Here is a 14,106-nt window from a genome sequence, read left to right on the forward strand (position 1 = left end):
AAAGGAATAGGGGTCGGAAGGGAGCGCCGAAGCGCCCTCCTCCAATGACGCGTGGGTGTTACTGCTTGGCGCCGCCGAAGGCGACCTTGGTGGTGCTGGTGGTGTAGATACCCGCCAGGGCCTCGGCGTTGGCGCCGTAGAACTGACCCTGGATGTTGGTGCCGCGAGCGAAGGAGCCGTTCGAAGCGATGGTGGTACCGGCGAAGCTCAGCGAACCGACCGAACCGGTCAGGGTGCCGCTGCCGGAACCGTAGTTGGCGGTCAGCACGCCCGTGGTGACGCCAGCTCCGGTACCCGGGTTGTACTGGTTGATGCCGACCACGTTGTACTTGGCGTTGACCAGAGTAGGCATGCTGGTGGTCGGGTTTTCGCCGACGAACCAGACGGTGCGGTCAGAGCTGGACAGGTTCAGGTCGGTGCTGTTCAGCGGTTGGGTGCCGGTCTTGCGCGGCGCCCATTCACCGAAGTACACCTCGGCACCGGATACCTTGGCGATGACTTCGCCACCGAACTGCGGGTAATTCGGCAGCGGATCATCGATCTGGCGATAGGCGTAGACGTTGGTGTTGTAGGCGTAGGTATTTTTCCAGGTCTCAGAGACATTGGAGACCACGCCGGTAATCGGGTGGGTCTGGGTGATGATCGCCGACGAGAAGCCCGAACTGGACAGTTTTGCGTTGGTCTGGGCGATCGGACCAGCGGCGAAACTTACCACTTTCGAAGTATCAGCGGTGCCACCGACGACGGTTGGCATGGCAATACCCGCGGTGTTCGCAGCGAGCATGTTGGATGCGAACGCCTGGACATAGTTGCTGGACGAACCACCAGACACGGTTGCGGCAAAACTGGTAGAAGCCATCAGTGACAATGCGGAAACAACAAAAAGCTTTTTCATGGAACCTCCTTGGATAGTTGAAGAAACACTGTTTTTATAAAAAACAGCAAAAAATCCTTGGTACTTTAAAAACGGACAGTCAGCCCCATTTTCATGGTGCGTCCGGGTGCCGGCATCATTGCCCGCGCCAATGGGTCGATGTAATAGCGGTTGGTAATGTTGTTGATACCGAAGTCGACATCCAGGTTTTCAGTGACCTGATAACTTGCAAAGGCATCGAAGACCCAGATCGGATGCCAGCGGAACGGCCGGCCGAAGGCGTCGGCACCACTGACACCACTGGTGATCCACTTGGCCTCCTCCTTGTTCTCGGCGCTGCTGTGATAGACCATGCGTCCGCCCAGTTCGAGCTTCTCGTCGAACAGGCGAACACCGCCGTCCAGGTTGATCGAGTACTTCGGCTGCAGACTGGTACGGGCCATGGTCAGCGGGAAGCCGCCGGTTACGCAGCTATTAACGGCCTTGCCATAAAGTGGGTCGAATGTCGCGGCGTAATCCTTGTCGCAGAGTTTCTGTTCCAAACGATAACTGACACCGAAGTTGCTGAAATACCGCCCGGTATCGGTACGGGCCTGCAACTCGATTCCGGAGTAGGTCTTCTTGTCGAACTGAACGATATTGTAATTACGGTCACGATCAATGAAGTCGTGGATTTCATTCTTGTAGTAGTTGATGCGGAAGTCCGCATGTCGCCAGTCCGGAACGAAACTGCGCAAGTCATGCACATAACCCACCTCCCAGTTATAGGCATGCTCAGGGTTCATTGCCTCGGTGGAGCTTCGCCCGAAGGCAGTACCCGCCTGCGTGTCTTCGTACAAGGTAGGGAAGCGCACCAACTCGCTGTAGCGCACATAGACACGGGCGTTGTCGGTGAGCAGGAAGGTCAGGCCGGCCATCGGGGTCCAGGCATGATCCCGGCGTTTCTTGGGCTTGGCGAACCGCTCGGACTCGTCGGGGTTGACGGTGACCGGCGTGAATGCGCCGCTCGCGATGTAACGCTGGGCCGTCTCGGTAGTGCCCTGGGCGTTGGCTACCGTTTCGTTCAGGTCGATGGCGCCATTGAGGAACTGATTGGTGGAGCGATCGATCTTGAAGCCATCGTAGGCGGCCGTGAATTGCTCGCGGGTGTAGTAGAAGCCGTTGACTCGATAAGCCGCCAGCTCGCTGGAGACCATCTCTTCGACGTCCTCCTCGGGTAGCCCCCAGGACTCGACTTCCGTGCGCACCGTCTGCGCCAGTGCCGCCGCCTCATCGTCACTCATCAGGCGCTGGTAGCTGAATCTGGCCCCCACCGTAGCAGGCCCCACAGCCCAGTCACTGTCCTGGTTCTCCCGATGCTTCGCCAGCCCTTCGTCGAACGAGTTGTAATCGCTGTAGCGTGCCCCGGCATTGACCACCAGCCAGGGCATGGCGGTCCATTCGTTGTTGAAGCTGAAGTTGTACTGCTGGCGGTTACCGCTACGTGGCCCGAAGTGCTGGGTCCCCCAGACCACCTCGCTGCCGACCATGGTCGGCGAAGCATAGTTTTCATCCAGTTTTTCATGGCTGAAGTCACTGGCAAGGGTCACATTGAACGTGTCGCTGAGCACCATGCGGTTGCTCAGGTTTACCCCCCAGCGATCATGCTTCGATAGTTGCAGCGACCTGGCAACGAGAGTGAAACGACCATCGCTGTTATCCATGGGTTGTGGCTGGGTGGTGGGCGCGATCGAACAAGCGTTGGGGTTGCTTCCGTACTGGCAATGGACCCAATTGTTCCAGTCTTCATCCTGGTCCAGCCCCGTGACACCGACACCATAGATCGAATCACCGGTCTGGTAGCGCTTGCTGTCACTGTTGGTCATCCATAGGCCGGCCTGAAGATTGATCAGGTCGTTGTCTTCAGGATTCCAGGTGTAAGCCAGCGACCAGGTGTCCTGCTTCACCTGCGAATAGGGATACTGGATGCCCAGATTCTGCGTACCATCCAGACCGCGATAGGTCGTCAGGCTATTAACGAACGGCGAGCTCTCGCCATACTCCAGGTCGCTGTGCATGTAGGACAGCTTCAGACTTTGCTGGTCGGATAGAAACCAGGTGCCCTTGAGCAGGGTGGTGCGCATGTCGCTCGACGTATTGGTGACCTCGTAGCCGGGGTGATACAACTGGGCCACATATGAGGTGCCGGCCCCGGGCACATTCTGATTACCCTCGGCCTTGGCCTTGTCCAGCCAGTCTTCCGTTTCATAACGCTGGCTGCCGCCCTTGCCGCTGTAGTAATTGCCCTTGCGACGATAGCTATAAGCCGCCAGCAGATCGAAGTCCTCCAGATGTGCACCTGCGGCGATACGGAAGGCATTGTCATCGAAGTTGAAGTCAGTCCCGCCAGAGCCCTTGCGCGGCGTCACGCGGCCAGCATTGGGCAAAGCGAAACCCACGGTACCGTCATAGGCCGTTGTCGCACCGGGAACGTCGTGATAATCCTGGCCAAACAGCTTTGTCCCTGAATCATCCGGCGACACCGAATTGCTCGCCGTCTCGGTCTTGATCTCGATACCCCAAGGCTCACCAGGCTTGACGATATCCTCGACATCCAGGGTCTTGATCTGCACCGAACCACCGATTCCCGTACGACTCCCATCCGACATCGACGGCCCCTTCTCCACCGAAATGCTGCCGATCATGTTGGGGTCGACATAGTTGCGGTTTGAAACACCACCCGAGCCCTGCCACACCGAGATTGCCTGTTCGGTGCCATCCACCGTCACCGGGATCCGCCCTTCGCCCTGGATACCGCGGATGTTCGGGTCCAGGGCGCCACTGTTGCGCGAGTCGCCGCTGTAGACGCCGTTCAGCCCGCTGAACACATCGGACACCGAGGTGCCCTTGTAGCGCTCCAGCTCTTCCTTGCCGGCATAGACGTTGGACACATCCTTGCGGAAGACGTCGTTCTTGCCCTTCTCGTCGCGGTCTTCCCATTCGTCTGCGGTGATTTCCTGGGCCTGTAGCTCCTGCGGCTCATTGCGCGACGCGACCGTCTTGCCCGCCTTCTCCTCATACCCCGCCGGCAGCTCGATCTCCACCGGCCCCATGTTCGGTGTCGAAGACTGCGGCGCCGGGCTTTCGCCTTCGGCCAGGGCGGCGGAGCTGGACAGTGCCAGGAGGATCGACCAGGCCAGCGGCTTGAGGCGCATCGGCGTGGGAGGGGTGATGAAGAAGGACATGGCGAGACTCTTGTTTATCGGTGCATGGCAGTTTCGTGACCGCTCTGCGGCGGCGAAGTGATACTACCGATAAACGCAAATGAATCTCGTTTAGATTGGTATGCGGGAGGGTGAAAAATGTATGCGCTCAGAAGAACAACACAAAACCCTGTGGGAGCTGGCTTGCCAGCGATTTGGCCAGATCAGGCAACATCGCTGTCCGTGCCGGCCTCATCGCTGGCAAGCCAGCTCCCACAGGGTTTGTGTTGCAGCATAGGAATTGCGCTCAGCGCTTGCGCCCAAAGATCGACTTCGGCGCCCGCCCGAAGTACCGGGTAAAGGCCACGGTGAAGTTGTTCGGGTACTTGTATCCCACCTGCCACGCCGCCTGGGCGACCTGCTGGCCGGACTCCAGCAGGGTCATGGCCTTGCGCATCCGCAGGTCGAGCAGCATCCGCGCCGGGGTCGTGTCGAACAGATAACGGAAGCCTTCCTTGAGCTTGTGCTCATTCATACCAACGCTGGTGGCCAGGTATTCCACGGTCAACGGCGTATGCAACTGCTCGCAGAGAATGTTGCGTGCCCGCTCGATCCGCTCGATCTCGCTGGTGCTCAAGGGCGACGCACTGCCGTCCTGGGGCGCCAGCAGGTTGAACTGCTCGGACAGCAGACTGAGGGTATGGATATGCAGGTCCAGGCGATTCGACGGATTCAGCACCCCCGGCTGCAGATAGCGCACCAGCGCCGCGGCATGGGCCTGCGCCGCCTTTGAGCTGGCGCGAAAATCGATGCGCTGCAAACGCCCGCTGCCCAGCACCTGGGCCGCGCGTTCTTCGCCGACGTACTTGCACAGGGTCGGCTGGTCGATCACCACCCTGAGTTGCGAAGCCGTTTCATTGGCCTGGTAACGCCGCTCACCCGGCGTGGCGCGAAACGCAGTGATGGTGGTCTGCCCGGCCTCGAAGGCGAGGTTGCTGCCGTCCTTGCCGAGGAAGCCCGATTTGCCCTGCAAACCGATGGTCACCACCATCACATGGCCGTCATGGGGCCCGCAGGTTTCCTCGATCAGCGTGCGCGTCGGGTGGTAGTGCAAACGCCCCAGCGATAGCCCCTGCTCCAGCTGCAACAGCTCGGAATAACAGTTGCCGACATCCTCGGCCAGTTGCATGCGCAGACGCCCGTCAGCCTGCACCGACCGCTGTCGGGGGTGATCGAGGCCAAGACGGCAGCTCCCTTTCATTGTGCTCATGACGACATCCCTGCGTGTGCGCGCCGTGCTTCGCATAGGAACGGCTCCGGCTCGCATACTTAACATAAATGATTCTCATTTAATATATATCACTCTTTTCAGTGATTCGGCCACGGCTTGTTTCGTTAAGAACAAGGCGGCCAAGTACAGGGAGTTACCGTGCCTCAACGTGAAAACCTCAAGGAGCTGACCAGCACCCACCCCCTGCAAGCCTGCTGGGACCTGCAACTGGCCGGGCTTGGCGCCGATGCCTTGCAGGTCGCCCTCGAATGCGCGCTGTTCGATCATCTCGCGGTGCCAGTGAGTGCGCCTGACCTCGCCCGCGTCCTGCAACTGGATGCCGCCAGCGCCGGCTACCTGCTGGAGCTGCTGTGGAGCCTCGGCCTGCTCGACCGCGACCAGCAACAACCGCCGCACTACCGCAACCTGCCCCTGGCCGACCTTTATCTGCGCGCCGAAGCCCGCGCCTATTGCGGCGATGCCCTGCTGTTCCGCCACAAGGTGATGCGCCAGACCGGCACCCAGCTCGGCGACTACCTGCGCAACGGCGTGCCGCGCCCGCCCATGGCCACCGCCTCGATCGCCGCCGCCTGGGCCAACGCCGCACGCCTGCAGATCGCCCAGGAACAACGCGCCGTGACCCGCGAAGTCGCCTGCGCCCTGATCGACCGACTGCCCGAGGCACCGCACCTGCAACGTATCCTCGATCTCGGCGGCGGCCCCGGCCTGGTTGCCATCGCCCTCGCCGAGCACCTGCCTGCGGTGGAGGGCACCGTCTTCGAATACCCCCTGGCCGCCGACGTGGCCCGCGAGAACATCGCCGCCGCCGGGCTGGGCAAACGCCTGCAAGCCATCGGCGGCGACCTCAACGACGACGATATCGGCAGCGACTACGACCTGATCTGGTGTTCCTCGGTCCTGCATTTCGTCCACGACCTGCCCGCCACCCTGCACCGCCTGTACGCCGCCCTGCGCCCCGGCGGCGTGCTGCTGGTGTGCCAGGCCGAAGTGCCGGACGAGCGCCCGGCCGCCGCCCAGGTCCTGCCTTATTACCTGCACATGCGCCTGCAAGGTCGCCACGTCCTGGCCCAGGGCGAACTCGCCGGTCGCCTCGAAGACCTCGGCTTCCGCGCCGTGGAGCAGATCAACGGACTGCGTTTCCCGGTGACCCCGGTCAACGCCGTCATCGCCCGCAAACCCAAGGGATAACTCGATGGAGCGCACGCGGATCGCCGGCCTGCAATTGCTGTTCGGCTGGCTCAACCTGGTGCTGGCGGTGCCCAGCATCTACCTGATGTTCGGCATGCCGCTGGTGATGCGCCAGTACGGCTGGAGCGGCACCGAGATCGGCCTGTTCCAGCTCGCCGGGTTGCCGGCGGTGTTCAAGTTCCTGCTCGCCGTGCCGGTTCAGCGGGTACGCCTGGGCCGCGGGCATCTGGTGCACTGGATGCTCCTGCTGAGCGCCGCGCTGCTGGTCCTGTACTGGCTGATCGGCCGGCAGAACCTGATCGAACAGCGTCTGCCGCTGTTCGCCATGACCTTCGCCATCAGCATCATCGCCACCTGGATGGACATCCCGCTCAACGCCCTCGCCGTGCAGTGGCTGCCGCGCAGCCAGCAACTGCGCGCCGGCAGCATTCGCTCGGCGGCGCTGTTCCTCGGCGCCATCGTCGGTGGCGGTGCCATGCTGCTGATCCAGGCACGCCTGGGCTGGCAGGCGCCGTTCCTGATCATGGGCGCCGGCCTGCTGCTCGGCGTGCTGCCGCTGCTGGCCCTGCGTCGCAAGGCGTTGCCGGTCGAGAGCGAGCAGGCTGCGCCGAGCGGCTTCGTCGCCGACTGGATGAGCTTCTTCAACCAGCCAGCCGCCCGCCAGTGGACCTGGCTGCTGCTCACCGCCTTCCCCTTCATTGGCGCCGCCTGGCTGTACCTCAAGCCGCTGCTGCTCGACCAGGGCATGCCGATGCAGGAAGTGGCGTGGATCGTCGGCATCGCCGGTGGCGTCACCGGGGTGATCTTCAGCCTGATTGGCGGGCGCCTGATCGGCGTACTCGGCACTGCCCGGGCGATCCTCGTCTACCTGCTCGCCGCGCTGCTGGCGCTGCTCCTGCTGACCGTCAGCGTCTGGCTGAACCTCGGCACCCGCTGGTTGATCGCCAGCGCCCTGTGCCTGGCCGCGAGCATGGGTGCGGTGTCGGCGCTGATGTTCGGCCTGACCCTGTTCTTCAGCCGTCGCCAGCGCACCGCCAGCGACTACGGCCTGCAATCCAGCCTCTTCGTCATCACCCGCCTGGCCGCCCCGGTGGCCGCCGGGCTTCTGCTCGACCGCCTCGGCCAGGCCGGCATGCTCGCCTGCCTGAGCGCCGGCCTGCTGCTGGCCCTGCTCCTGGCCTGGCGGGTACGCCACAGCATCGCCGGCAGTGCCGAGGCCCTGCTGACCCACGAACGTCACGCCGCTGCAGGGGTGACCTCCATCGCTACCGAGGGCAAAGCATGAAGCCACGTACCGTCGGCATCTGCCTGGTCAGCCGCGACAGCGCGCTGCAGGAGGATGTGCAAGCAGTGCTCGACCGGCTCAATCACTGGTTGGGCCATGAAACCGCGATCGCCAGCCAGCACTGGCCGGACAGCGACTCGCGCTGCCTGTACCGGCAGGTCGCCGGACAGGCCGAAGCCTATGTCCGCGAGCATGCCGGCAATCACGGCCTGTACCTGGACCTGCGCTGTTTCGATGATGCCGCCGAAGCGCGCGAGGCCTTGGCCACCGCCGACAGCGAAAGCGACTACGTGCTGTTCGACACCCGCCACCTGGCCGAGCAGCCCGACAGCGACCCGCTGGTTGAGTTGCTCGCCGCGCAACCCCAGGCCAAGCGCTCGCCCAGTTCCGCCCTGCTGCTCTGCGATGAACAGCGCTTGCAGCACTGGCTCGGCCGCCTCGGCGGCAACCGCCTGGTGCGGGTGCCCCACGAGCGCCAGCCGCTGCGCCGCGCCGACCTGCTGCGGCTGTTCATCGATCATCTGGAACACGCCTACTTCAACCGCCTGCTGGCCCGCACCACCCTGCAATCCAGCGAGCCGGTGGCCCTGGCCCGGGATATCGAGCAGCGCATGAACGCGCGCTGGGGCGAGCAATGGGATTGCCATTTCTTCACCGGTTCCATGGTCGCCGGCTTCCTCGATTCCATGGGCGCCCTGCTGCGCGACAGCGGCCGCGGCTTCCACACCGCCAGCAACGAACATGCCCTGGCGGTCAGCGCCCTGGCCGGCTGGCAGCTGTATCGCCGGGCCTACGTGATCGTGATGACCTCGGGGATGCTCGACGAACTGCGTGGCACCCTGGCCAACCTCAAGCGCGCCGGCGCGCCGGGCCTGGTGATCTGCGCCGACTCGCCGGAGTCGGTGTGGTTCGCCTTCCAGGGCAGCCTCGACTGCGACAACGACGGCCACCAGGTGATCGCTGCACGCGGGCTCTGGCAGCACTTCATCCGCCGCCCGGAGGAGTCCCGCGCCAGCGTGGAATCGGCCTTCGCCGCGCTGGACAAAAGCCCGGCGCCGACCTTCCTGTTCGCCACCCAGGCGGTCCTGGAATCGCGGGTGCAAAGCGACGCGCCGGGCACCGTGGAACCGGCGGCCACGCCCGAGAGCGACCTCGATGACAGCCAGCGCGCCGCCCTCGACAGCGTGGTCCAGGTGCTCAACAGCGAGCCGTCGCGGATCCTCTGGCAATGCGGCCGCCTCAGCGAGGAAGAACGCCTGCGCGTGCTGGCCCTGGCCCGGCGCACCGGCATCGCCCTGGCCGACAGCATCATCGCCCCGGGCAGCGTCTGCGCCTACCAGGACCAGGAGCCGGTGCTCAACTACCTCGGCCCGCTGTCCATGTACGGTTTCAGCCGGCGCATCCACGCCTTCCTCGAACAGCCGGACGCCGATGAAGGCAAGCCGTGGCTGTTCTTCCTCAAGAGCAAGATCGACCAGTCGGCCACGCCCTATTCCGAGGGCCGTCTCAAGCGCCTGTTCCATATCGTCCAGGTCAACCGCCAGCGCGCGCATATCTCGCCGTTCACCGAGGTAGCGGTGGAGCTGCCGCTGGGCCGGGTGCTGGATTACCTGGAGCCGCGCCTGAACGTGCCGGCGCCCCTGCTGCAAGCCCGCCGCGAACGCCTGCAACGCCTGCAGCGCACCCGCGAGGCGCTGCCCAGCGACCAGATCGAAACCCTGCCGATGACCCCGAACTTCTTCTTCCATCGCCTCGGCCAGTTGCTCGGCGAGCTGATCGAGGGCGACGGCTATCGCTACACCGGGGTCTACGACGTGGGCCGTTGCAGCATCTCGGCGATGCGCAACCTGCCGCGCACCGATGCCGGTTTCTCCGGCTGGTATGGCCGGGCACTGATGGGGGATGCGCTGATGTCGCTGCCCTATATCGCCCTGAACAACTGCCGCCATGTGCTGGCCTTTATCGGTGACGGCGCGCGGGCGCTGGTCCCGGATATCGAGCAGCGCCTGGCCATGAGCCTGGCCAGCGCCAGCGATGCCGCCGAGCGCAACGTCACCGTGCTGTACCTCTCCAACGGCGTGCTGTCGATGATCCAGACCTACCTGGACAAGCGCTACGCCTGCCACGGTGCGGCCCAGGTCAACGTGCCGCTGAACGACCGGCCGCAGCATGCAGCACAGCGCTTCGGCCCGATCAGCATCTGCCGCGCGCGCCTGCTCGCCTTCTGCCCCGACACCCTGCGCCAGGCCCTCACCGCCCCTGGCCGCCTCAACTTCTTCGACGTCTGGCTGGGCCACAACTCGGAGGGCGACGGCTTGAGCCTGGTCTCCGAAACGGCCTGGAGCCGCCTCAACGCAGAGAACCACTGATGAAATTCGGATTCATTGCCCACCCCACCTCCACCGGCCTGCTGCACCAGGTCAAGCTGATCGACCTGCTCGACCGTACCCTGGAAGAACAGGCCTGGGGCTACGACAGCGAGCGCTGGCGCCAGCGCAACCTGGTGCCCTTCGTCGATTTCGGGCGCATCGTCAGCGCCAGCGGCGCGGAGTGCTCGGGCATCCTGCAGTTCATGCCGCTGACCGCCGAACAGATGCTGCGCCAGCCACGGGCCATCGCCGAGCGCGTGCTCCAGGGCGTCAATGCGCTCAAGGCCGAAGGTGCCGAACTGGTCGGCCTCGGTGGCTTCACCGCCATCGTCGGCAACCGCGGGCTGGCGACCATGGAGCAGGCCGACGTCGCCGTGACCACCGGCAACTCCCTGACCGCCTACGCCGCCTACGTCAACCTGCTGGACAGCCTCAGCCTGCTTGGCGTGGCCCCGGAAAACGCCGAAGTCGCCGTGCTCGGCTACCCCGGCTCGATCGCCCTGGCCGTCGCCCGCCTGCTCGCCGAACAGGGCTGCCGCCTGCGCCTGGTGCATCGCGGCAACCAGCGCCAGGCCGAGGCGCAACTGGAATACCTGCCGGCGCAGTACCACCGCCAGGTCAGCCTGCACGACAACATCGAGGACTGTTACGCCAGCGTGCGTTTCTACGTCGCCGCCACCTCCAGCGGCGGCCTGATCGACCCGCGTCGCCTGCTGCCCGGCAGTGTGGTGATCGACGCCGCGCTGCCCAAGGACGTGATGGACGTACCGCATACCCGCCGCGACATCCTGCTGGTGGACGGCGGCCTGGTCTCGGCCAGCCCGGCGGTGCACCTGGGCATGCGCACCATGGGCCTGGAGCCCAAGCGCAGCATGAACGGCTGCCTCGCCGAAACCATGATCCTGGCCTTGGAAGGCCGCGCCGAACCTTTCTCCATCGGCCGCGAACTGCCGGCGAACAAGGTCCTGGAAATCGGCGCCATCGCCGCCCGCCACGGCTTCACCCCGTCGCCCATGGCCAGCGCCGGTGAAGCCCTGGGCAGCGACGACTTCGGCCGCCTGCACCGGCATCACCACGGCCAGCGCCCGGTGCAGGCCAGCGATGCGAAAAAGGCCCCGCAGGACCTGCGCCGCGAAGTGCTCAACAGCTTCGGCGAGCACATCAACCCGGTGCTGCGCGAGTTCTACCAGTTCAACCATATCGAGCGGGTCTTCAGCCATGGCGAAGGCTGCTGGCTGACCGACCTCGACGGGCGCCGCTACCTGGACTTCGTCGCCGGCTACGGCTGCCTTAACACCGGGCACAACCACCCGGCGATCAGCCAGGCCCTGCAACGCTATCTGCAGGAGCAGTTCTCGACCTTCATCCAGTACCTCTCCGCACCGCTGCACGCCAGCCTGCTGGCCAAGCGCCTGGCGGACCTGGCGCCGGGGGGATTGTCGCGGGTGTTCTTCAGCAACTCCGGGACCGAGGCAGTGGAGGCGGCGCTCAAGCTGGCCCTGGCCGCCAGCGACAAGACCACCGTGCTGTATTGCGACAACGGCTATCACGGCAAGACCCTCGGCGCCCTCTCGGTGACCGGCCGGGCCAAGCACCGCAAGCCGTTCGAACCGCTGCTGCCGCGTTGCGACAGCCTGCCCTTCGGCGATCTCGACGCCTTGCGCCAGCGCCTGGAAAAGGACGATGTGGCGGCGTTGATCATCGAGCCGATCCAGGGCGAAGGCGGGGTGATCCTGCCGCCTCCGGGTTACCTCGCGGGCGTGCGGGCGTTGTGCGACGAGTTCGACTGCCTGTGGATCCTCGACGAGATCCAGACCGGCCTGGGCCGTACCGGCAAGCTGTTCGCCTGCGAATGGGACGACACCGCGCCGGACATCATGGTCCTGTCCAAATCGCTCTCCGGCGGGCTGGTGCCGATTGGCGCGACCCTGTCCAAGGAAGCCGTGTGGCACCGCGCCTATGGCGATATCGACAGCTTCGCCCTGCACACCTCGACCTTCGGCGGCGGCAACTTCGCTGCTGCGGCGGCTTTGGCGGCGCTGGACGTGCTGGAGCAGGACGGCTTGATGGACAACGCGGCGCGGGTCGGTGCGCATTTGCAGGAAGGCTTGCAGGCGATTGCCGGGCGCTACCCATTCATCAAGGCGGTGCGCGGGCGCGGGCTGATGCTGGCGATCGAGTTCAGCAACAGCATGGCCGGGGGTATCGAGGCGCTGGTGCGGGAGATGGCCGGGCGCATTCCGGGGCAGGCGGCAGCGACCTGGCGGATGTTGTCGGGCAAGGCGCGGCGGCATCTTGAGGCGGCCATGGAAGAGCTGGAGCAGAGCCTGGAGGACATGTTCGTGCTGCGGTTGATGACCAAGCTGTCGGAGGAGCACGGGATCCTGACGTTCGTGACGGCCAACAATAATCGGGTGATGCGGATTCAGCCGCCGTTGGTGCTGGGGATCGAGGAGGCGGATCGGTTCCTCGGGGCGTTTGCGGCGGTCTGTGAGGATCTGGCGACCTTCGAGTCCTGATTGACAGTTCCGGCCTCATCGCTGGCAAGCCAGCTCCCACAGTGTCCGCGTCGCTGCCGAACTTGTGGGAGCTGGCTTGCCAGCGATGAGGCCGGTACAGCCACAACAGATCTCATACCTTTTCCACGCTTTCCCATACGAATCCCCTCCCCCACCCCATTGAATCCTCGCCTGTCACATTTGAAAATAATTCCAGTTCGTATCTACTGAATGGAAGAAAGCGATATGACCTTACCGCCGCTGGTAGAACCCGGTGCCGAGCTGAGTCGCGAGGAAGTGAACCGCTACAGCCGCCACCTGCTGATCCCCAATATGGGCGTGACCGGACAACGCCGCCTGAAGAACGCCAGGGTGCTGGTGATCGGCGCCGGCGGCCTCGGTTCGCCGACCCTGCTCTACCTCGCCGCCGCCGGCGTCGGCACCCTCGGGGTGATCGACTTCGACCGGGTCGACGAGTCCAACCTGCAACGCCAGGTGATCCACACCGTCGACAGCATCGGCGAACTGAAAGTGGAAAGCGCCCGCCAGGCCATCGCCCGTCTCAACCCGTTGGTGAAAGTGATCGCCCACAGCGACCGCCTGGAACCGGACATGGCCGTGGAGCTGTTCTCGCGCTATGACCTGATCCTCGACGGCACCGACAATTTCGCCACCCGCTACCTGGTCAACGACGCCTGCATCCTGGCGAACAAGCCCTACGTCTGGGGCTCGATCTTCCGCTTCGAAGGCCAGGCCTCGGTGTTCTGGGAAAGCGCGCCGGACGGACGCGGCCTCAACTACCGCGACCTCTACCCCGAGCCACCACCGCCGGAACTGGCGCCGTCCTGCGCCGAAGGCGGCGTGCTCGGCGTGCTCTGCGCCGCCATCGCGTCGATCATGGCCACCGAGGCGATCAAGCTGCTGGTCGGTATCGGCGATCCGCTGCTGGGCCGCCTGATGGTCTACGACGCCCTGGACATGAGCTACCGCGAACTGCCGATCCGCCGCCTGCCGCAACGCGCGGCGGTCACCGCGCTGTCCGACTACCAGAGCTTCTGCGGCCTGAACCGTCCTTCGCCGGCCAACGACAACAGCGTGCCGCTGATCAGCGCGCTGCAACTGAAGTCGCTCAAGGATGGCGGCAAGGCCCCGGTGATCATCGACGTCCGCGAGCAGACCGAATGGGACATCGTGCGCATCGAAGGCGCGCTGCTGATGCCCAAGTCCGCCGAGGTCGCGCAGCAGATCATCGAGCGCTTTGGTCACGACACCGAGCTGGTCATCACCTGCAAATCGGGTATGCGCTCCCAGGCAGTCTCCAGCGACCTGCGCAAGCTCGGCCTGGACAAGGTGCGCAACCTCGAAGGCGGTGTGCTGGCCTGGGTTCGCGACGTCGAGCCGGCCCTGCCGACCTACTGA

The 14,106-nt window shown here is 64.5% G+C and carries 8 protein-coding genes; 5 read left to right on the forward strand and 3 right to left on the reverse strand.

Features of this window, described 5'->3' with window-relative positions; genetic code table 11:
• Window positions 1–58: 58 nt before the first annotated feature.
• The 3 genes from PSEMO_RS20230 to PSEMO_RS20240 form a co-directional block, all read right to left on the reverse strand.
• Window positions 59–895 (reverse strand): Slam-dependent surface lipoprotein, encoded by an 837-nt coding sequence (locus PSEMO_RS20230; RefSeq protein ID WP_075804745.1) that lies wholly within the window; start codon window positions 893–895, stop codon window positions 59–61.
• Window positions 896–960: 65 nt separating this feature from the next.
• Window positions 961–4,098, reverse strand: a complete 3,138-nt coding sequence (locus PSEMO_RS20235) for a TonB-dependent receptor domain-containing protein (RefSeq protein WP_081430300.1) — start codon at window positions 4,096–4,098, stop codon at window positions 961–963.
• Window positions 4,099–4,363: 265 nt separating this feature from the next.
• On the reverse strand, window positions 4,364–5,326 hold the full coding sequence (locus PSEMO_RS20240) for a helix-turn-helix transcriptional regulator (protein ID WP_075804746.1): 963 nt from the start codon (window positions 5,324–5,326) through the stop codon (window positions 4,364–4,366).
• A gap of 159 nt (window positions 5,327–5,485) precedes the next feature.
• Here PSEMO_RS20240 and PSEMO_RS20245 point away from each other — a divergent pair, with 159 nt between their 5' ends.
• The 5 genes from PSEMO_RS20245 (at window position 5,486) to moeB (ending at window position 14,106) form a co-directional block, all read left to right on the forward strand.
• On the forward strand, window positions 5,486–6,535 hold the full coding sequence (locus PSEMO_RS20245) for a class I SAM-dependent methyltransferase (RefSeq protein WP_075804747.1): 1,050 nt from the start codon (window positions 5,486–5,488) through the stop codon (window positions 6,533–6,535).
• Between the two features lie 4 nt (window positions 6,536–6,539).
• Window positions 6,540–7,820 (forward strand): MFS transporter, encoded by a 1,281-nt coding sequence (locus PSEMO_RS20250; protein ID WP_075804748.1) that lies wholly within the window; start codon window positions 6,540–6,542, stop codon window positions 7,818–7,820.
• Window positions 7,817–10,189: a decarboxylase gene (locus tag PSEMO_RS20255; RefSeq protein WP_075804749.1), complete on the forward strand. Its 2,373-nt coding sequence runs from the start codon at window positions 7,817–7,819 to the stop codon at window positions 10,187–10,189. The genes PSEMO_RS20250 and PSEMO_RS20255 overlap by 4 nt, the downstream gene beginning before the upstream one ends.
• Window positions 10,189–12,708: an aminotransferase class III-fold pyridoxal phosphate-dependent enzyme gene (locus PSEMO_RS20260; RefSeq protein ID WP_075804750.1), complete on the forward strand. Its 2,520-nt coding sequence runs from the start codon at window positions 10,189–10,191 to the stop codon at window positions 12,706–12,708. Before PSEMO_RS20255 ends, PSEMO_RS20260 begins: the two co-directional genes overlap by 1 nt.
• Before the next feature lie 225 nt (window positions 12,709–12,933).
• On the forward strand, window positions 12,934–14,106 hold the full coding sequence (gene moeB / locus PSEMO_RS20265) for a molybdopterin-synthase adenylyltransferase MoeB (RefSeq protein ID WP_075804751.1): 1,173 nt from the start codon (window positions 12,934–12,936) through the stop codon (window positions 14,104–14,106).

The sequence above is a fragment of the Pseudomonas putida genome (assembly GCF_001941965.1).
Classification (GTDB): Bacteria; Pseudomonadota; Gammaproteobacteria; order Pseudomonadales; family Pseudomonadaceae; genus Aquipseudomonas; species Aquipseudomonas putida_L.